The 21,115-nt window shown below is 38.9% G+C and carries 17 protein-coding genes; 7 read left to right on the plus strand and 10 right to left on the minus strand.

All coding sequences use genetic code 11. The features are described 5' to 3' along the window. Positions 1–56: 56 nt before the first annotated feature. Complete coding sequence (locus AC106S_RS16785) at positions 57–845, minus strand: T9SS type A sorting domain-containing protein (protein ID WP_482440803.1); 789 nt, start codon at positions 843–845, stop codon at positions 57–59. A 150-nt stretch (positions 846–995) separates the two neighbouring features. Between AC106S_RS16785 and AC106S_RS16790 the strand changes: the two genes are divergently transcribed. Both AC106S_RS16790 and dusB read left to right on the plus strand, forming a co-directional pair. Next, the gene (locus AC106S_RS16790) at positions 996–4,223 is read left to right on the plus strand and encodes a hypothetical protein (protein ID WP_482440804.1); all 3,228 of its coding nucleotides are present in this window, start codon (positions 996–998) and stop codon (positions 4,221–4,223) included. A gap of 131 nt (positions 4,224–4,354) precedes the next feature. After that, positions 4,355–5,350 (plus strand): tRNA dihydrouridine synthase DusB, encoded by a 996-nt coding sequence (dusB, locus tag AC106S_RS16795; protein ID WP_482440806.1) that lies wholly within the window; start codon positions 4,355–4,357, stop codon positions 5,348–5,350. A gap of 49 nt (positions 5,351–5,399) precedes the next feature. On the opposite strand, the gene deoC is transcribed toward dusB, so the two are convergent. The 5 genes from deoC to AC106S_RS16820 form a co-directional block, all read right to left on the minus strand. Further along, positions 5,400–6,143: a deoxyribose-phosphate aldolase gene (deoC, locus tag AC106S_RS16800; RefSeq protein WP_482440808.1), complete on the minus strand. Its 744-nt coding sequence runs from the start codon at positions 6,141–6,143 to the stop codon at positions 5,400–5,402. Positions 6,144–6,147: 4 nt separating this feature from the next. Continuing rightward, complete coding sequence (locus tag AC106S_RS16805) at positions 6,148–6,618, minus strand: Lrp/AsnC family transcriptional regulator (RefSeq protein WP_309429410.1); 471 nt, start codon at positions 6,616–6,618, stop codon at positions 6,148–6,150. A 30-nt stretch (positions 6,619–6,648) separates the two neighbouring features. Then, the gene (locus tag AC106S_RS16810) at positions 6,649–7,584 is read right to left on the minus strand and encodes an endonuclease/exonuclease/phosphatase family protein (RefSeq protein WP_482440815.1); all 936 of its coding nucleotides are present in this window, start codon (positions 7,582–7,584) and stop codon (positions 6,649–6,651) included. Between the two features lie 371 nt (positions 7,585–7,955). After that, positions 7,956–8,627: a tRNA (guanosine(37)-N1)-methyltransferase TrmD gene (gene trmD, locus AC106S_RS16815; protein ID WP_482440816.1), complete on the minus strand. Its 672-nt coding sequence runs from the start codon at positions 8,625–8,627 to the stop codon at positions 7,956–7,958. Next, positions 8,624–9,886 carry an NAD(P)/FAD-dependent oxidoreductase gene (locus tag AC106S_RS16820; RefSeq protein ID WP_482440817.1) on the minus strand — a complete coding sequence of 421 codons (1,263 nt, stop codon included), beginning with the start codon at positions 9,884–9,886 and terminating at the stop codon, positions 8,624–8,626. Before AC106S_RS16820 ends, trmD begins: the two co-directional genes overlap by 4 nt. 65 nt (positions 9,887–9,951) lie before the next feature. On the opposite strand from AC106S_RS16820, the gene AC106S_RS16825 reads away from it, so the two are divergent. Continuing rightward, positions 9,952–10,815, plus strand: a complete 864-nt coding sequence (locus AC106S_RS16825) for a glycoside hydrolase family 25 protein (RefSeq protein WP_482440819.1) — start codon at positions 9,952–9,954, stop codon at positions 10,813–10,815. A gap of 120 nt (positions 10,816–10,935) precedes the next feature. Here AC106S_RS16825 and AC106S_RS16830 read toward each other — a convergent pair whose 3' ends face one another. Then, on the minus strand, positions 10,936–12,594 hold the full coding sequence (locus AC106S_RS16830) for an alpha/beta fold hydrolase (RefSeq protein WP_482440820.1): 1,659 nt from the start codon (positions 12,592–12,594) through the stop codon (positions 10,936–10,938). 144 nt (positions 12,595–12,738) lie between these two features. Next, positions 12,739–13,251 carry a 5' nucleotidase, NT5C type gene (locus AC106S_RS16835; protein WP_482440821.1) on the minus strand — a complete coding sequence of 171 codons (513 nt, stop codon included), beginning with the start codon at positions 13,249–13,251 and terminating at the stop codon, positions 12,739–12,741. Positions 13,252–13,479: 228 nt separating this feature from the next. On the opposite strand from AC106S_RS16835, the gene AC106S_RS16840 reads away from it, so the two are divergent. Then, a complete protein-coding gene (locus AC106S_RS16840) occupies positions 13,480–15,366 on the plus strand; it encodes an ABC-F family ATP-binding cassette domain-containing protein (protein ID WP_482440823.1) in 1,887 nt (628 codons plus the stop codon). Positions 15,367–15,426: 60 nt separating this feature from the next. Here the strand turns inward: AC106S_RS16840 and AC106S_RS16845 are convergent, their stop codons facing one another. Beyond that, entirely contained in the window at positions 15,427–16,482 is a 1,056-nt protein-coding gene (locus tag AC106S_RS16845) for a Gfo/Idh/MocA family oxidoreductase (RefSeq protein ID WP_482440825.1), read from the minus strand. 174 nt (positions 16,483–16,656) lie between these two features. Here AC106S_RS16845 and AC106S_RS16850 point away from each other — a divergent pair, with 174 nt between their 5' ends. The 3 genes from AC106S_RS16850 (at position 16,657) to AC106S_RS16860 (ending at position 20,321) form a co-directional block, all read left to right on the plus strand. Beyond that, positions 16,657–18,966: a TonB-dependent siderophore receptor gene (locus AC106S_RS16850; protein WP_482440827.1), complete on the plus strand. Its 2,310-nt coding sequence runs from the start codon at positions 16,657–16,659 to the stop codon at positions 18,964–18,966. 91 nt (positions 18,967–19,057) lie between these two features. Beyond that, positions 19,058–19,573, plus strand: coding sequence for a hypothetical protein (locus AC106S_RS16855; RefSeq protein ID WP_482440829.1), 516 nt, complete (start codon positions 19,058–19,060; stop codon positions 19,571–19,573). Positions 19,574–19,733: 160 nt separating this feature from the next. Then, positions 19,734–20,321, plus strand: coding sequence for a hypothetical protein (locus AC106S_RS16860; RefSeq protein ID WP_482440831.1), 588 nt, complete (start codon positions 19,734–19,736; stop codon positions 20,319–20,321). Positions 20,322–20,413: 92 nt separating this feature from the next. On the opposite strand, the gene AC106S_RS16865 is transcribed toward AC106S_RS16860, so the two are convergent. Further along, positions 20,414–21,049 (minus strand): peroxiredoxin, encoded by a 636-nt coding sequence (locus AC106S_RS16865; RefSeq protein ID WP_482440833.1) that lies wholly within the window; start codon positions 21,047–21,049, stop codon positions 20,414–20,416. Positions 21,050–21,115: the final 66 nt, after the last annotated feature.

The raw sequence follows: 21,115 nt of genomic DNA on the forward strand, positions 1-21,115 counted from the left end.
ACAAAAAAACCATCACTTTATAAAAATGATGGTATATATTTAACAATTAATTAAAATTACTTTTTAACAATTTTCTCAGTAACCCCTTTTCCATTAATATTTCCTGTTACCATATAAATGCCGCTCTGAAGATTTTCTACATTTAAAGATCCGTTTTCTGATACAGAAGCTGCTTTTACCAGCTGCCCGCTCATATTGAAAATTTTAACTTCCGCTTTTTCTCCGAAATAAATTTCCTGATCTACGGAAGTATTTTTCACAAATACATTTTTTGTTTTTTTGGTATCTGCTGTTGCTAAGGACCCGCTTGTGCCGGTTAGCTTTACATCATCTATTCTCCATTCCGTACTGTTGGTTCCTGTAAACCTGATTCTCAGATTTGATGTTGCCGGGATCGTTCCTGAAGGATTAATGTATAACCAATTGGCTGTATTACTTCCCGTAGCCCTGGAATAAGAAAGGGAGGTCCAGCTGTTTCCGTCTGCACTTACTTCTACTTTCAGTTCGTTATTAGCTGCTGTTGTTCCTTTTCTCTGGCCAAAATAAAGCTGGATATTCTGATAAACTGTGGTATTGATCCCGGAGATCAGAAAGGTTTCATTGCTGGCATTGATCATTACATTAGCTCCTCCTGATGCCTGTGCATAAGCCCCGGTAGTTGAAGGGTTCGTAGATCTTACATCTCCTGTACCGTCATAAGTAACAGGGCTTCCGTTTTGGAAAGTGTTTGTGGAAATGTCGGATGTCCCTGTACCGGATCCCATACTTTCAGAATAAATAGTAGTTTGTGCACATACAGTTGCTGAAAATAATCCCGCAGCAACTATCGAATAAAATTTCTTCATGATTGTAAAATTTAATATTTAATAATTTACCCTGTAAAATTAGACTCATTTTTACGGATACAACAATAATTACATTAAATTTCTGTTAATAATACCAAACTGATTACCGTTAACATTTTTTAATTATTTTTACGAATTATTTTGAAGGATTTGCGGAATTTTTTTCTTCCATTTGTTTTATTTTTCCTGGGCATATTTTCGGGTAATGCACAGGTATTCTCATGGAAAAACCCAAACATTCCTCAGGATTCAGTAAAAAAAGACAGCATCCTTGCCGCAAGATTCGAACGCGATATTTTTGCAAAGGACACTTTGGACTTTATAAAGACCAATAACAAAATAATTGTAGACGAGGCAGTACTAGCCAAAAATGATAAAAAAAGATTTTTAGGAGAGCTCAATTCCAAAGGTTCCATTATCCGGGGAATCACTTTTGGTAATAACCAGGGACAGTCTGTACAAAGCTCCATGGATCTTCAGATTTCCGGAAGGCTTTCAAAGGATGTCACTATTTTAGCCAGTATTTCGGATCATAATCTTCCTATACAGGCTGACGGATATACACAGACTCTGGAGGAGTTTGACAAAATCTATATGCAGCTTAATATCAAGGAAAAATCGATCATGAGAGCCGGGCATTTAGATCTTGTTGAGTCCAAAAATTATTTTGCCAAATACCAGAGGCGAAGTATGGGACTTCAGTTTCAGACAGAAATTGGTAAAGAAAACAAGACATTGGTGGATGTTTCTATGGGAGTTGCCCGAAGTGAATTCCACAGGGTCCGTTTCCAGGGGGTTGAAGGCAACCAGGGGCCTTACCGTCTTACCGGAAAAAACGGGGAACAGTTTATTACACTGATCTCAGGCTCCGAACAGGTTTTCATTGATGGTATCTTGATGAAACGCGGGGAAAACCAGGACTACATCATCAATTACAATACGGGTGAGGTAACGTTTACCAGTTTCAGACCTATTTTCCAACAGAACTTTATAACGATTTCCTATAACTATACCAACAGGAATTATTCCAGATATTTATTTACCGGAAAACTTGAACACCAGAGAGAAAAGTTCAAGGTTGGCCTGAACTGGTTCATGGAAAATGACAATAAAAATGCTCCGCTTTCTTTAAACCTGTCTAAAGAGGATGAGCAGATCCTGGCTGACGCAGGAAACGATCCTAACCTGATGTATGCCCCTTCCGGAGTAGTTACAGAATACGACGTTAACAAAATTCTGTACCGTTTAAACCCCAACGGAAATTATTACGAATTCTCAACCAATCAGGATGAAACGCTTTATCAGGTTTCTTTTACTTATTTCGGAGCTAATCTCGGAGATTATAAAATCACCCAAACCACGAATAACGGTCGTGTTTTTGAGTATGTGGGTCCTAATCTGGGAGATTACAGAGCAGTAAGAAAACTGCCTGCCCCTCAGAAATCTCAGGTATTTTCCCTGAACTCGGAATACCTTTTGAACGAGGGAAAAATAGGGGTTGACTTTTCACTCAGCAATTATGATGTGAACCTGTTTTCATCAAAAGATTCCGATCAGAATATCGGGTATGCTTACCGTGTTTTCGGAAACAAAAGTTTTACCAAAAATACATGGAAAGGTACTCCAAGTTTCGAATATCAGTATATCGACAGGCAGTTTCATATCTTAGACCGTATTAATGATGTGGAATTCTCAAGAGATTTCAACCTTGCACAGGAATTCAACCAAAGAACACAGAACCGGTTTATCTTCAGCTTTTTAAATAAATGGAACAATAAATCTACTCTCAATTACCGCATCAATTACCTGAATGAACAGGATTCTTATAAAGGGATTAAAAATGATCTTGATTTCGGATGGATCAAAAATAAATTCTTTACCAAAGGAAATCTGTCTTATCTTAATACGAATGCCACCCTTCAGGACACCAAATTTATAAGAGGCGGCGTATCCACGGAGTATACAGGCAAAAAAGGCAGCTGGACTATTGGAGGAAGCATGGAGCATAATGAGAAAAAGTATAATGACACCCAGCTTATGGACCTTACCAGTTTCAGCTGGAAAGAGCTTTTTGTACAAAAGAAAATCGGCGATAGTACAAGAACTAAGCTTCTTGCTAAAGTCTACATGAGAGATAACGACTCAGTACGTAACAACAGGCTGGAAAATATGAATAATATCCTGGGAATCATGGCCGAAAGCCAGTTGATTAAAACAGAAAAAACAACATTGAATGTTCTGGTTCATTACAGGAAATTTTTCTATCAGACCGATGATGCCGATATGACCCGGAATAATGATTTTGTGGTTGGAAATATTCTTTACAACCAACAGCTTTTCAGAAACGGGATGCGTCTCCAGGCATTCTATGAGCTTGGAAACGGACAGGAAGCCCAAAGAGAATTTCAGTATCTGAAGGTAACAGACGGACAGGGAATTTATAAATGGACCGACTACAACGGTGACGGTATTCAGCAGCTTGATGAGTTTGAAATTGCGGAATATTCTGATCTGGCACAATACATCAGGGTGTATACAAACTCCGTACGTTATATTGCCTCCAATAAGAATAAAATACAGCTGGCGCTATTTGTCAATCCGTCTATCATATTCAATTCGGAAAATGCTTTTTTAAAGCGATGGAATTTCAATATTTCATTAAATTCTCAGAATTCATTCTATAAAAAAGATAAGGTTCTGGTTCTGAATCCATTTGAAAAAAACAGTGATCAGATCCTTAAAAATCAGAATATTTTAACTTCCGTTCAGTTTAATCCGACTGAAAAATCAGGATGGAACGGAAATTACCGTTTTATTACCAACGACAATCTCATCAATGCGAATTTCAGTAATGAAGAAAGAGAACAGACTTCACATTTCCTGAATATAGGGTATTGGTTTAATAAAGAATTCCGTGTAGACTGGGAAAACTCTGTTCATGATATCAAGAATTCTTCACAGCTTTTTGCTACAAGGGATTACCGTCTGAGTAATTTTGAAACCAAACCTAAAGCAACCTATAAATTCACCGATGCCATTCAGGCTGAACTTTCTTCTGCTTTCCGCCAGAAAAAGAGAGTGGATGGTGAAGAGCTCCTGAAAGCTTTCGATGTTACGGGAACCATTCAATGGGAACGCAAAAAAACGTCTATCAGAGCAAATTTTTCTTTTATCAACAATAATTTCACCGGAAATAATTTCAGTATTGTAGGAAACCAGATGCTGGACGGTCTGAAACCAGGTAAAAACCAGGTATGGAGCGTCTTTATTCAGCAGGCCATCAATTCGTTCCTCCAGCTCAATGTAAATTATGAGGGTAGAAATTCGGGAGAGCGTACCATTCACATTGGAAGCATGCAGGTGAAAGCCAGTTTCTAAGACGGTTCATATCGTCAGGAATTACTTCTTACGGTACTCAGACATTGATGGTTCCAGCCATTCAGACTCATCATTTATACTGATAGATATTATCATATTTCCAGATGTTCAGAATTTTGTAAATTTGCACCATGATAAAAATTGGCAATATAGAACTGCCGGAATTTCCGCTTTTACTTGCACCGATGGAGGATGTAAGCGATCCGCCGTTTAGAAGATTATGCAAAATGCATGGTGCAGACTTGATGTATTCGGAGTTTATTTCTTCAGAAGGATTAATACGTGATGCCATCAAGAGCAGAAAAAAGCTGGATATTTTTGATTATGAGAGACCTGTCGGAATCCAGATTTTCGGTGGAGATGAGGAAGCTATGGCCATGTCTGCAAGGATAGTGGAAACGGTAAATCCGGATCTGGTAGACATCAACTTCGGATGCCCCGTAAAAAAAGTAGTATGTAAAGGAGCAGGAGCAGGGGTTTTGAAGGATATTGACCTTATGGTACGCCTCACCAAAGCCGTAGTAAGTTCCACCCATCTTCCCGTAACCGTAAAAACCCGTCTGGGATGGGACAGCACCAGCATCAATATTGATGAGGTAGCAGAACGTCTGCAGGAAACCGGTATCAAAGCTTTGACCATACATGCCAGAACGCGTGCACAGATGTACAAAGGTGAAGCAGACTGGGAACATATTTCCAGAATAAAGCAGAATCCCAATATTGAAATTCCGATCTTCGGTAACGGTGATATTGATTCTCCTGAAAAAGCCCTGGAATATAAGCAGAAGTATGCCTGCGACGGAATTATGATCGGAAGGGCTGCTATCGGATATCCGTGGATATTCAACGAGATCAAACACTTCTTTAAAACAGGTGAACATCTTGCTGAGCCAACTATTTCAGACCGGCTTTTAGCAGTTCGACAGCATGCCGAATGGAGCGCTGAATGGAAAGGTGAAAGACTGGGACTTGTAGAAATGAGACAGCATTACAGTAATTATTTCCGCGGAGTTCCCCACTTCAAAGAATTCAGAAAAAAATTCCTTGAGGTGTTTACCCTGGCAGAAATGGATGCTTTAATTAAGGAAACCCAGCAGTTTTACGAAGAATATCAGCCACAGATATAAAAAATAAACCATCAGCTTTCTGATGGTTTATTTTTTTCTAAAGATTCTTTTAATATCCTTCTGATGAAGTCTGATTTTTAATCAGCGCCTGTGCAGAAGAGGTTCCGATTCTTTTCACTCCCATACTGATCATTTTTTCAGCATCTTCCGGGGTTCTTACCCCACCGGCTGCTTTTACAGGAAGTTTTCCGGCATTATCGAGCATAATTTTAATCCCTTCAAATGTGGCTCCGTTAGGCTTTCCGTCTGTTGTTTCATAAAATCCTGTTGAGGATTTTACAAAAATATGGGAGAGATCTCTTTCTGAGAAATTTTCTTCTGCCCACCCAGCAATATTCCGGGTAAGGTCAGCAATCTGCTCATCTGTTAAAGCGGCTATTTCAATAATCCACTTTACAGTTTTATGATGTTCCAGACAAAGTTGTGTACCTCTTACAAATTCATCTTTCACCAGTGCCAGATCACCTTTAAGGTAAGCGCTGTAATTGATTACAAAATCCAGTTCATCTGCTCCGTCTGCAATTGCTTTTGAAGCTTCAGCTAATTTTTCGTCAACAGAATATGTTCCTTCGTGGAAACCGATTACCGTTCCCACCACAACATCTGAATTTTGTTCCTGAATATATTTTTTTATTTCCGCTACATAATCCGGGCGGATCATTACGGCAAAAATCCCGTTATCAATCGCTACTTGCGCAAGATCTCTGTTTATAAGTAATGTTTCTTCATCTGATTTGCCGGACTGAGCGGGTGTTTTCAAATAGGTGGAATCCAAATATTGTGCAATGTTCATATCGTTATACTTTCAATTGTCTGTAAATACCTTGCTCCAAAGATATGAAAGTTTCTGTTCTTGTCACACCTTTTAGTTTCTGAAGTTTGCTGAGGATCTGCATCAGGTGGTCATTATCTTTACAGAGAACTTTCAGGAAGATGGTATAGTTCCCTGTGGTGTAATGAGCTTCCACCACTTCGTTGACATCCTGAAGCGACTTTACCACTTCCGAATAATGACTGGGCTGGTCAAGAAATACTCCAATGTATGAAATGACCTTGTATCCTATTTTCTTAGGATTCAGAAACGAAATCGAGTTTTCGATAACGCCTGCGTGTTCAAGTTTTTTGATTCTCTGGTGGACCGCAGTTGTAGAAATCCCTACATTTTTGGAGATGTGTGCCAAGGATGTCTTGGCATTGTCCATCAGCATGTAGATAATTTCTTTGTCAATAGAATCTAAATGATAACTTGTGTTGCTTGAATTTTTCATTTTCTACTTTTTTATTATTTATGTTTTTGTTTAATTCCTGAACCTGACAAAAACCGGGAAGTGATCGCTGTATCCACCCAGATACCGTGTACCGGCATAGGTTCGGAAGGGGCGTCCTTCAAAATTTCTGGTCCGGCTGCTGATTTTTTCAGAATTGAATACCTGAGCATCCTGAAAAGCCAGAACATCATTATCAAAAAGAGATTTCGATATTATGATCTGATCGTACAACAGTCCGGATTTGTAATGAAAAGTAGAATAATTTCTTGTAGAGAACAACTCCTGAAAAGGGTTTATCAATACCTGTTCATGATCGTTGTCATAGAGAATTTTCACTAGATTTTCATCATCCGGGTTTTCGTTAAAATCACCGCACAACACTACATGCTCTTTTTCTTTGTGTACCAGTTCCATGATCCGTTGCCGGACCTCGTTCAGAATAAAGGCTCTTTTGGGTTTATTGATGTCTTTTTCTCGCTTAGAGGGAAGATGGGAGATAAAAACATTAATAACAGTTCCTTTATACTTTACTTTTGAAAAAAGTACGTCTCGGGTTGTGTCGTAATTCTGTGTGTTTTTGTTTAATATTTCAAAGAAGAAGGTAATGGTTTCTGAATCTATTACTTCTACTTTTTTTTTATCATACAGCATGGCTACGTCTACCTTTCTTTCATCCATAGAATTATAATGTACAATTCCATATTCAGAATTAAAAGGTTCCATTTCCACCAGGTCTTCCAAAACTTTCCTTCCGGAAACTTCAGATAAACCGATAATAAATGGCAGGACACCATTCTTCTCCTTCATCAGTTGAAAGACATGTGAAATTTTAAAAAGCTTATTCCTGTATCTTTTCTCATCCCAATTTCTTAATCCTGATCTGGTAGGATCCAGTTTATGAACGGGTTTGGGATCAGGCAAAAACAAATTTTCGACATTATAAAAAGAAAACACCTCCATCTGCATCAATTGCTGTCTTTAAAATTGTCACATCCTTTTCAGATGTAAATTTATTATTTTTTTTCAAATTCCATTAATTTATTTATAATATTTTTCATATTAATATAATGCATAAAACAGCATATTTTAATTGAAAAAATAAATTAAAAAAACATTAATAAAAGCAAACTATTAATACTATTTTATTTCAGACAAATACATCAAAAATAAAATAATATTCACATCTCAAAATAACGAGAATAAAATGACGAATAATTAATATTTTTATTAATAATATTCTACAATCCTTAGAATACATCAATTATTATTCCATTCCATATATAAGATTTTGAAAATGTGAAAAAAAAGAACTGAATTGCTGAATTTAACGATCTTTTTTAAAGTAAATCAGGTCTCTTTTGCTGAGTAATTCTTACCGCTTCATCATGACGCCATTCTTCGATCTTTGAAAAATTTCCGCTTAAAAGAACTTTAGGCACCTCAAGTCCTTTATATACTTCAGGTCTTGTATAAATGGGAGGTGAAAGAAGATCATCCTGAAAACTGTCTGTCAGGGCACTCTGTTCATCATTTAAAACTCCGGGAAGAAGTCTGATCACTGAATCAGCCAGTACACATGCTGCCAGCTCTCCTCCGGTAAGTACATAATCTCCGATTGAAATTTCTTTGGTAATATGAAGATCCCTCACTCTCTGGTCGATGCCTTTATAATGGCCACAGAGAAAGATCAGGTTATTTTTTATGGAAAGGGTATTGGCAATCTTCTGGTTCAGGGTTACTCCGTCCGGGGTAAGGTAGATCACCTCATCATAGGTTCTTTGGGACTTAAGCTCGGAAATGCATTTATCCAATGGCTCTACCATCATTACCATTCCCGCTCCTCCGCCGTAAGGCTCATCATCGATCTGTCTGTGTTTATTGACAGCCCAGTCTCTGAGGTGGTGAAAGTGTACTTCTGCCAGGCCTTTATCCATTGCTCTTCTTAAAATAGAAGTCTTAAACGGACTTTCCATCAGTTCAGGAAGTACGCTTATTATATCAATTCTCATTGTAATGTTCCGTTTTTCTTAGTAGGTATAATAATTAATCTTAGAGAAGAATCTTTGTTGAAATAGCTCCACATCCAGTTGAAGAATATGGCCAGCTTGTTTCTGACGCTCAAAATTAGCATTAAATGGAGAAACATCCAGAAATACCACGCCAGAAAACCCTGAAATTTTATAAAAGGAAGATCTACAACAGCTCTGTGTTTTCCTATCGTAGCCAGGGAACCTTTGTCGTCATACTCATATTCTTTCCAGTCAGCCTGATTTTTCTTTAAAATATTCTTACCTAAATTTCTTGCCTGGTTAATGGCCACATTGGCAACCTGCGGATGTCCCTGCGGATATTTTGGGGTTTCCATGTAAGCAATGTCTCCGATGGCATAAATATCATCATATCCTTTTATCTTATTGTGGCGGTCTACAATATACCTGTTGCGTATAAGCTTATCTTCCGGGAAACCGGCCACTACATTTCCTGTAACGCCTGCTGCCCAGATCACATTATTGGAAGGAATTGATTTCCCGCTTTTTAAATGCACTTTATCACCGTCATAATCCGTTACGACTTCACCGCTCATGAAAGTTACTCCGAGATCTTTAAGATACTTCTCAGATTTTTCCTGGGCTTCGGCGCTCATCACGGCAAGGGGTTTCTCGGTAGAACTTACCAGGATAATTTTCAGCTGTTCAAAATTCATGTAAGGATAATCTCTCGGAAGGATCTCTTTTTTCATTTCGGCAAACGCTCCTGCCAGCTCTACACCGGTTGGGCCGCTTCCGACAATCACAATATTCCAGTTTCCGTCATCACTTCGGCTTTTCTCCAGGATCAGCTTTTCGAAGGTCATCAGAACATGATTCCTGATCCCAATGGCTTCCTGGGTATTTTTCATTCCGAAAGCCTTTCCCTCCAGTTCTTTGTTTCCAAAAAAATTGGTTTTACAGCCTGTTGCAATGATCAGCTTATCGTAGGTAAATTCTGCTTCATCGGTGATCACTTTATGGTGCACAGGGTCAATCTCTTTTACCTCTGTCATTCTGAACTGTGTATTTCTGGAACGCTGAAAAATCTTCCTGAACGGAAAAGAAATATTGGAAGGCTCTATCCTCCCGGAAGCAACCTGATAAAAAAGCGGCTGAAACATATGATGATTCACCCGGTCCAGAACCATTACTTTTTTATTTTTGTTATTCAACGTTTTTGCAAGCTGCAGCCCCGCAAATCCTCCTCCTATAATGATGATTTTTTCGCGTGTTTCCATAATACACAAATTTACTGATTTTATTTAGCATTTAGAGGTGAAAAAAGTTAGTTTTGCAAAACTTTATGACACCAAAGAAGTATACCAAAAAAACTGCCAAAAAGGTACACGAACACAGGCGGAAGAGCTATTTTTTCCGCAGAAAAGTTATTTTGGGTATTCTGGTCATTGCTTTAATAGGAACCGGATTTTACCTGAAACAATCTGTCAGTTATTATTATGCTCTGTACTTTAATAAATTCAGTCATAAGAAACTTCACAACAGCGAAAGGGAAACGTTAAGAATCCAGAAAATCCTGACTGCCAATCTGGATAAAACGTACGGTTTTGATATTTCCCATTATCAGAACAGGGAAGATATCAGATGGGACAGCCTGAGTATCGGAAACAAAACAATTCCTCTGGAGTTTGTAGTGATGCGTGCGACTATGGGAAACCGTAATGCTGATAAACATTTCGGAGATTTCTGGGAACAGGCCAAAAAACATCATCTGATCCGGGGTGCCTATCACTTTTACAGGGCTGATGAAGATCCCATAATCCAGGCCAATAATTTTCTGGATAATGTAAAGCTGGAAAGCGGGGATCTGCCGCCTATTCTGGATATAGAAAAAATTCCCAAACGCAAAACCAATAAAAAGCTGGTTGAGGACCTGAAAGTATGGTGCAGGATTATAGAAGAAACATATGGTGAAAAACCTATTATCTACACCTATTATCATTATTACAAAGATTTCCTGAAAGGCGAGTTTGATGATTATCCGCTCTGGCTGGCCAATTACAATGACGTGCCGTCTCCTACTCCCGAAGGCAGCTGGGATTTCTGGCAGTTTACCGAAAACGGGATCGTTCACGGGATCAACTCCAAAGTAGACCTGGATATTTACAACGGCAGCTCATGGTCTTTGAAGAAACTCACACTGGATTAAACAAAGGAAGCAGGAAGTTACAGAAGTATATAACCAATAAAGTCTCTTTCATCAATATGTTACCCTATTAAATGAAAGAGACTTTTAAAGGTTCAAAGACCGCTCAAAGACTTCAAGTCTTTATCTACTTTTTCCGAGAAAATTCAGAATATCCGCATTCAGCTCGTCCGGTCTTTCATAAGGCACCATATGGGTAGTATCTTTATAGATCTTTTTCTCTGCGTTCGGAATTTGTCTGGACATAAATTCGGTATGATCCGCTTTAATTACATCTCTGTCTCCCGCAATAACCAGCACCGGACTTTTAATTTTATTCAAATCATTTTTACTGATGTTGGGTTCTGTAATCATGATTTTTAAAAGCCTGCGTTCATTAAGTGTTTCCGCCGGACCTAACTGATTAAGCTGTGTCATCTGACTGGTGAACCGTTCAATAAGTTTACCTTCCACACCTCCCGGAAATGCATTGGCGCCGATGGTTACCAGTTTATTAAGACGGTCAGGATGTTTCAATGCAAACTCCAGTCCTGTATTTCCCCCGTCGCTCCAGCCTACGATATTAATTTTATCGAGCTTCAGATCGTCTGCCAATGCTTTTACATCATCTGCAAACAATTTATAGGTAAAATCTTTTTTGGAAATATCTTTGCTTTTCCCCTGCCCTCTTGTATCTACTGCAATTACTTTATACTGTTTGGACAGAACCGGGATCTGCTGATAATAATCCTTTATACTTCCGGAGTTTCCATGAAGAAGAATCAAAGGTTCACCTTCTCCGTATACTTCATAATAAAGATCGGTATCCTTCAGTTTCAGGTATTTTCCAGCGGATTCATTCTTTCCGTATATGGACTGATCTGCTTCCTGTATATTTTTTGAATTATCGGCAAGCCATCCTTGTTCAATACCATCATCTGTATAGCCGCCGTCATCATCTTGTGTATCTTTTCCGCTTTTATCCATTTTCACATCAATATTAATGGCGGGAGCAGCAAGCGTCATTTTTTTCCAGTCGCCATAAAACGACCTCATAAACCCTGTTCTGAACAGGGCTGCACTTATTTTAATACTCCCGTTAAATTCTTTTAAAAACTGAATTCCCACAAAAAACTTTCCCTGCACCCAGATATTATGCTCATTTACATCCAGTGTAAAGGTTCCGTCTTTTATCATATCTTCAGTAAGCAGCACCGTAATCTCCTCATCCAGAATATTTTTATCCGGAAAACCGTTTTTTTCGCTGTAAATACTGTATCGCATCACCACTGGCTCTGTGGAAACGTACCGGGCAATATTCAGATTGATGTTTTTTATTTTTGATCTTTTCTTTGCGTTAAATTCCAAAGCTGTTTCTCCGAGAAAATCACCCTTGTTTCCTGCCGGATTCACGAAGTATAAAACACTTTTGGTCTTGGTGTTTACGCCCCAGTTTTTATCGACCAGCTTTTTGGGTTTAATGGTAACTTCCTTAATCGTTTTAACCTTTTCGTTCAGCAGAATTTTTTTTGGGTTATATTTTTTAAAATCCTGTACGGTTTCTACATAGGTTTCGTAGCCCGGAACCTCTATTCGTATTTTGTGCAGCGGATCCATCCCGGAAAGATCAATGGAAAAGTTGCCTTTCCGATCAGAAACGGTTCCTATACTTTCCTTTTCTACCCCGATCTTTACATAAGGAACCGGCTGATTCTCATTTTTAGAGATGATACTTCCGGAGATCACCTGCGCATGGAGAGCATAAGCAACCAAAAGGAGAAATAAAGAGTTTAATTTTTTCATGTTTAAAAGTTTGGTGCAAAATTCCTTATTTCCGGGATGCAATACTCATAACACCTTATTAAATTTAAAGATCTTTTAGTTAATTTTTTTCTAAAAAACAGTCTGTTTACCCTCATTATTCTAAAAAACAGATCAACCGGACTGCTATAAAATATTCATGATCTCTTTCCAGGAACCCACTCTCCGGTAGTTTTCATTTTCTATGAGTTCATTATGAGGCTGGGTAAAAATAAATTTTTCACCGGAAAAATGGTCAAGATTTTTAGGATAATCATCTATCATTACATCCCCCGAAACCAGTTTTTTACTTCCGCATAAAACAATCTGTTCCCAGGAGATAAATGGAAAATGTTCTGCCAGCCAGTCGAATTTCTCTCTCAAACTGTTGGGGAATTCCATTCCGGCAGAAACAATATACAGTTCATATTTATCATTTAAATACTCCAAAGCTTCACGGCTTCCTTCCATCAAAGGAAGTGTCCTGAAAAAGCCAATTTCATTGACGTGTTTTGTACCGTTTGGAAACGCTTCAGCTTCAGGCAGGCCGGCCAGCCCGCGAATTTCAATTTCATTTCCTGAATCTCTTTTTTCAAATTTTACAAGCTGATGATAAACATCTGCCATCACCCCATCCATGTCAACAATTACTCTTTTCATTTTATTTAAAATTCTATTATATTAATTGGCGCGGGCTTCTGAAACCGGCCATGTTACGTATATCAAATTTAGTAAATGATTTCGCAGAAAGGCGTTACAGCTCCGTTAAATAAATTTTAAAACAGGCTGAGTCCGGAGATTTTACTTTGCTTTATGTAAAAGTTTTCTAGCTACATTTTCGTATTTTTGCGGCTCAACTGAAATTTAAAATCAAACCATTACATTCCAATGAATTACGTTTCTGCAGAAAACCTGACCAAATCTTACGGCATCAAAGTTTTGTTTGAAAACATCTCTTTCCACATCAATGAGGGAGACAAGATCGCTATTGTTGCCAAAAACGGAAGCGGAAAATCTACCCTTCTTAAAATTCTGATGGGGAAAGAAATTGCAGACAGCGGAAATGTAATCATCAATAAAGATATTCAGGTGGTTTTATTCGACCAGGAGATTGATTATAATCCGGACCTGACCATCGAAGAATTTATGATGACTCTGGATTCGGAGCCGATTATGGCTCTTAAAAATTATCACAAATCCCTTCATTCTACCGACAGTGCTTTTATTGAAAAGGCTTTGGCTGATATGGAAGTTCACAAAGCCTGGGATCTGGAAAACGAAATGAAACAGATTCTTTCCCAGCTGAAGATCACAGATCTGGAAGCAAAAATGGGAACTTTATCCGGAGGACAGATCAAGCGTGTTGCCCTGGCTAAGCTTCTTACAGAAACCAGAGCCGAGCACAGACATACCCTGCTGATCATGGACGAACCTACCAATCACCTGGATGTGGAAATGGTGGAGTGGCTTGAAAATTATCTGAACAAAGCTAAAATCACCCTTCTTCTTGTAACGCACGACCGTTACTTTCTGGACAGTGTCTGTGATATGATCTGGGAAATGGAAGATCAGAACCTTTACCTTCACAACGGTTCCTACGCAGTGTATCTGGAAAATAAAATGATCCGTGAGGAAAATATGAATGCCACGATCGACAAGGCCAACAACCTTTACCGGAAGGAACTGGAATGGATGCGCAGACAGCCCAAAGCCAGAACTACAAAATCTAAAAGCAGAATCGATTCTTTTTACGAAACTGAAAAAGTAGCCAAGACCGATACCAGAAAACAGGCCCTTGAGCTGGATTTTGAAATGAAACGCCTGGGGAAAAAAGTCCTTGAGCTTAAACATATTGATAAGAGCTTCGGTGAAAAGCTGCTGCTGAAAGATTTCAGCTACCAGTTCCAGCGTGGAGAAAAAATAGGGATTGTAGGAAAAAACGGAGCCGGAAAATCTACCTTACTGAATATTATCCAGGGATATGAAAAGGCCGACAAAGGAGAAATAGAAACCGGTGAGACAATCTCATTTGGATATTTTTCTCAAAAAGGACTTACTTATAAAGAGGATGAACGTGTCATTGATTTCATTAAGGAAATTGCGGAATTCTACCCTCTGGCCAACGGAAAAAGCCTTTCCGCATCTCAGTTTTTAAGACTGTTCCTGTTTGATGACCAGACGCAGTACTCTCCTATTTCCAAGCTCTCCGGTGGTGAAAAAAGAAGACTGCACCTGATGTATATCCTTTATCAGAATCCTAATTTTCTGATTTTTGATGAACCTACGAACGATCTTGATCTTCCTACACTCACCGTGTTGGAAAATTTCCTGCAGCAATTCCAGGGATCGCTGATCATTGTATCCCACGACCGTTATTTCATGGACAGAATCGTAGATCATATTCTTGCTTTTGAAGGAAACGGAAAGATCAGGGATTTTGTCGGGAATTTTTCAGAGTACAGGGAAGCCAGAAGCCGTGAAGAAGCTTTGGAAAAGAATGCAGCTCCAAAACCGGAACCTGTTAAAGAAGCGGCACCTGTTGCTGATGTTACCAATACCAAGAAAAGAAAACTTACTTTCAAGGAGCAGAGAGAGCTTGAAACGATTGAAAAGGAAATGCCTGAGCTTGAAGAACAGCGTGCCAAAATTCTGGATCTGCTTAATAATGAAACGGATTATGAAAAAGTAGCCAGGCTATCTGACGAACTGGAAACCGTTTCCGGAAAGCTTGGGGATCATGAAATGAGATGGCTGGAACTTCAGGAGATCTTATAAATTGAAATGTCGGAGGACTGTTTCTGTAAAATCCTCCGACATTTCAATCTTTCCCTCTATTTATAGCTTAACTATTCTGCCTTCTTCTGCACTCTTCAGAGCGGCATCAATGATTTTCATATTCTGTACCACTTCTTTTCCCGGGGACGGCAGTGGATATCCGAACACTATATGCTCATAAATCTGCTGATAGTAATCCATATAATTTCCGGGTTCGCTCAGAGTTAATATCCTTTCGGTTTCACCGTTTTCATTCAGGCAGTTCAGAATTCCATCTTCTTCTTTTAATGCGATGGTCCATTCTTCTCCGTATACAGGAACTGCTCCCGCTGCCAGTTCATTTTCCTGATTATCGGTTCTCTCCTGAAGAAAACTTCCTTTTCCACCGTGTATAGCATAAGCATAATGTGCTTCTTTAGTGAAGACCGAAGATTTCAGCCTTACTCTCAGTTCATTTTTATAGAACAGCAGAATTTCAAAATAATCATTGGCAAATTCGGGTCCTTTCATGGAAAAGACATCTGCAAACAGCTTCTCCGGATACCCGAAATACTGTACAGCCTGATCCACCAGGTGGGCACCAAGATCATGCAGTGAGCCAGAACCTGCCTGGTCTGGATTTTCTTTATGCTGTTTCCCGCCCGGAGTGGTACGGAACCTGTCGAAACGGATTTCAGCTTCTTTAACGGAACCCAGTTTTCCGCTGTTCAAAATATGCTGTACCTGAAGAAAATCACGGTCGAATCTTCTGTTCTGGTATACACTTAAAAACAGACCTTTTTCATCTGCAAGGCTTACAAGCTCTTCCGCCTCATCAACATTTACGGTGAATGGTTTTTCTACGATGATATTTTTCCCGGCTGCCAGTGCTTTTTTTGCATATTCATAATGGGTCTGGACGGGTGTATTGATAATAACCAGTTCTATTTCCGGATTCAGAAGCATTTCTTCCACAGAACGATAAATTATTGCCTGCGGATATTTTTCTTTAGAATCTTCTTTACTCCTTTCTACAACACCTGAAATAAAAAATCCGGGATGTTCCTTTAAAAAAGGGGCATGAAATACTTTTCCGCTCATTCCGAAAGCACAGAGTCCAGCTTTTACCAATTGCATATGTATAATTTTTTACAAAGATATTCAATATCCTTCAAATGATCAGTCTATCAAAACAATAGAGATTTTTATTAATTCTGCATCACATGATAAAAATCATTAAATTGTTTTTAATTATTCTAAACAAATAATTACTTTTGCCGCTTATTTAAAACTGTTCTACATAAAAATAAAATGAAAAGACAACTACTTTCTTTAGGCCTTCTGTTCACCGCTGTTTCATTGGGTGCACAACTAAAAAATGCTGAGGCAGACACCATCAGGACTCAGACTATTGAGGATATTAATCTTCATAAAACAGGGAATCCGAACCAAGCAAGAACGCTATCTACAAAGTCTAACCTTACGGTAATGGAAAATCCTCAGGCCATTGCTATCGTTACTCACGAGATCATTGAGCAGCAGCAGGCCAAACAGTTGAGCGACGTTCTTCAGAATGTCAACGGAATGTATGTTACTTCTTCAAGAGGAAACTCTCAGGACAGTTTTGGAGGAAGGGGTTATATGCTGGGGAATGATAATATGTTTAAGAACGGAACAAGAATCAACAGCGGTATTTTTCCTGAGGTAAGCGGCTTGGAGAGAGTGGAAGTTCTGAAGGGGGCTAATGCCATGCTTTACGGGAATACAGCTGCCGGAGGGATTATCAATATGATTACCAAGAAACCTAAGTTTAATTTCGGAGGAAGCATCGGCCTGAATGCGGGAAGCTGGAATTCTTATAAGCCTACGGTGGATATTTACGGTCCGCTGTCTAAAAACATAGCCTTCAGGATCAATGGAGCTTACGAATATGCTGAAAGTTTCAGAGATGTGGTAGAATCTGAAAAATATTATTTCAACCCGTCATTCCTGTTCAATATCAGCCCGAAATCTCAATTAATTGTAGAAGCTGATTATTTAAAGAATAATTTTACTCCGGATTTTGGTCTGGGAACTATTACCAACAGAGATAAAAGTTATTCACTGGTTACCCAGCTTCCAAGAAATGTATTTTTAGGAACAGACTGGCAATACCAGAATGTGGAACAGGTTTCTACGAATGTTACCTTTAATCATCAGTTTAATGAAAGATGGTCTCTGAACACGGTAGCTTCTTATCAGAATTATACGAAAGACTATTTTTCTACGGAAAGAGTGCAGTGGGAATATGCTTCCGACGGCAGACTTGCGTGGAAGAGACCTCTTAACAGAACGTACAACGAACAGAACTATACTTCACTGCAGGCTAACCTCAATGGAGAGTTCAACACCGGAAAGATCAGTCATAAGATTCTGATGGGGGCTGATGCCGATTATGGCACAGCTGATGCCTACACTTATTATAACCCTTCCAACGGTCTTACCTATGGTTCCAGTTATATTTACGGGACTAACGGAAACAGTGGAAGCCTCCTATATCTTGATAATCCTGCGACCTGGGTGGGCGGAGCTGTTCCTGATGCTGAAAAATCAGATAAAACCCGCATCAATACCAGAAGAATCGGAGTATATGTTCAGGATTTCATCAGCCTGACCAGGCAGTTTAAAGTGATTGCCGGTTTACGATGGTCTTATATTGAGAATATGCCTACTCTTAATACCAAGTTCAGAACAGGCTTAAAAACCGAAACTCCCAATTCAGCCACTTCAGATCAGGCGGTATCTCCAAAAATCGGTTTGGTGTATATGCCGGATGATAACTTATCGGTATTTGCAACCTATACCAATTCATTTGCTGCCAATGCGGGATATATGTCCAACGAAATTGACAACCTTGATACATCGGGCACTGCCAATGATGTAGTGAACAGAGTAAGGCTTCTGTCTAAGCAGGCGATAAGACCCACCACGATTGATCAGTATGAGATCGGAGCCAAGAAAAACTTCTGGAAGAATGCTTTGGCGGTCAATTTAACAGTATACCAGATCAACAACAACAATACTTATCAAAACTATTTCTATCTTGATGCAGCCGGAAGTCCTCAGACTCCGGACAGTAACCTGAAAGAGTTTGCCGGAAAAACCAGAAGCCGCGGGGTGGAACTGGATATTACCGGAAACCCGAATGAAAACCTTTCCATCATCGGTGGGTTCTCATACAACAACACGGTTTATACCAGCACTCCGGAAAAAGGTTATGTTGAAAACCAGAGACTCGTAAGAACTCCGGCTACTACGGCCAATCTATCTGTTTTCTATAAATTCACCAATTATGTGAAAGGTTTGAAAATAGGAGCCGGAATTTATTATATCGGGGACAGACTTGCCGGATGGAATGATTCAAAATCCACCAATATCAGCAGAAACAATGTTACCAGAATGTTTGAGCTGAAAGATTATATGACAGTCACTCTTTCCGCAGGTTATGAATGGAAAAAATTCTCTATCCAGGGGAAAGTGGGTAATTTATTTGATGTCGTAAACTATAATGTTCACGAAAACTATTCGGTGAATCCTATCACACCGAGAAACTTCTATTTTACGCTGACATACAAGCTTTAGGAATTAAATACTGACAGTAATTTCATCAATCGAGTGGAAACTGCATTTTTGCAGCTTCCGCTTTTTGAATTTAAAAAACAAACAATACGATATGGACAAAATTAAAGACACGAGAACTTTTATGAGAATCACCCACCGGTATCTGGGTTATTTCCTGGCCGGGATTATGGCAATTTATGCGGTAAGCGGTGTATTGCTCGTTTACAGGGATACTGATTTTCTGAAAAAAGAAAAAAAGTATGATAAAACGGTAGCCACCAACCTTTCAGAAAAAGAACTGGGAAAAGAACTGAAGATCAAAGGCCTTGAAGTAGAAAAGACAGAAGGCAATATTCTTTATTTTAAACAGGGAACGTATGATGCTTCTACCGGAAAGGCAAAATATGCTAAAAAAGAACTTCCCTTTGTTCTGGACAAGATGGTAAAACTTCATAAATCCCAGTCTAAGGAACCGCTATCGCCCCTGAATACTTTCTTTGGAATCTCTTTATTTTTCTTTGTCATTTCCAGCTTCTGGATGTTTAATCCCAAAACCAAAGCTTTCAAAAGAGGCATCAAATTTACCATTGCCGGACTGGTGATTTCCATTATTCTCCTGTATCTGTAAATTATAAAATCTTCAAAATTTTAACTAAATAATTTTATTTTTCACTACCCTGAAATTAACACTTATTCAGAAAAATTATCTAAAATTAAGAAACTTGGCACATTTCTTGTTTTTCTTGTATTCTACAAATGATAACATTTAATTATTAAAATAATAAATTATGAAAAAACTAATTTTTGCAGGGATATTGGCAGCAGGTTTGGCAACAACTGCTAACGCTCAGATTCAAAAAGGCAACTGGTTGGTAGGAAGCAGCCTTTTAACAAGTAACTTCGGATTAAATACAGGTGGCGGGTACAGCGTTGCTCTTCAGCCAAAAGGCGCTTATTTTATACAGGATAATGTTGCTGTCGGAGGATATGTTAATTTAGGAATAAGCAAAGTTACAAACGGAAGCCCAACCCGATTTGATTATGCAGTAGGTGGATTGGGACGTTATTATCTGTCTCCGGGTGAAAAAGGAGTGGACAATTTATTAAACCACGGACGTTGGTTTTTTGAAGGTAACGTAGGTATCGGAGGATCATCTGTTGAAAACGGTAATTCCACAACAGGTCTTGATTTCGGTGTAGGTCCCGGGTACTCTTACTTCATTACTCCGAATATCGGATTGGAAGGTCTTGTTAAATATCAGGGTCAGGCCGGTTTCGGTAGCGAAGGTTTAAATTCAAATATTACTTTCAACGTAGGGTTCAGTATTTATCTGCCTACTTCAAAAGCTAAAGATATCGCAAGAGATGTAAAATAATTACATCAACTGATCCATTGAAAGCGGCCCGAAAATATTTTCCGGGCCGCTTTTCGTGCAAATTAAAACTAAACTATAAAAAATCAAATAAATCATGTATTCGGTTGGGGCGTATATCTCAGATACGGTTTTATTTCAGTGACTCCTTTCGGGAACAGTTTCCGGGCATCTTCTGTGGAAATTGCCGGAGGAATAATAACATCATCGCCATTTTCCCAGTTCACGGGAGTTGCTATTTTATGGGAATCAACCAACTGAAGAGAATCCAGCACTCTGATAATTTCATTAAAGTTTCTTCCTGTGGAAGCGGGATAGGTAATAATCAGCCTTACCTTTTTTTCCGGATCAATAATCAGCAGGGAGCGTACCGTAGCTGTTGCGGAAGCATTAGGATGAATAAAATCATAAAGTTCTGAAATCTTTCTGTCTTTATCTGCAATAATGGGGAACTGCACTTCGGTGTTCTGGGTTTCATTAATATCTCTGATCCAGTTCTGATGGTCCTCTACTCCGTCTACACTTAAAGCAATTACTTTTGTATCCCGCTTCTCAAATTCGGATTTCAGTTTCGATGTATATCCTAATTCCGTAGTGCAAACGGGTGTATAATCGGCAGGATGAGAAAAAAGAATTCCCCATGAGTTTCCTAAGAATTCATAAAAATTAATATCACCTGATGAGGTCTCTGCCTGAAAGTCCGGGGCTGTATCTCCTAGTTTAATTGACATATTATTACGCTTTATTAGTCTACAAATTTAGTAGACTTTTTGAAACTGGCAAAACTTTTGCTGAAA

The organism is Chryseobacterium sp. FR054 (genome assembly GCF_056844565.1).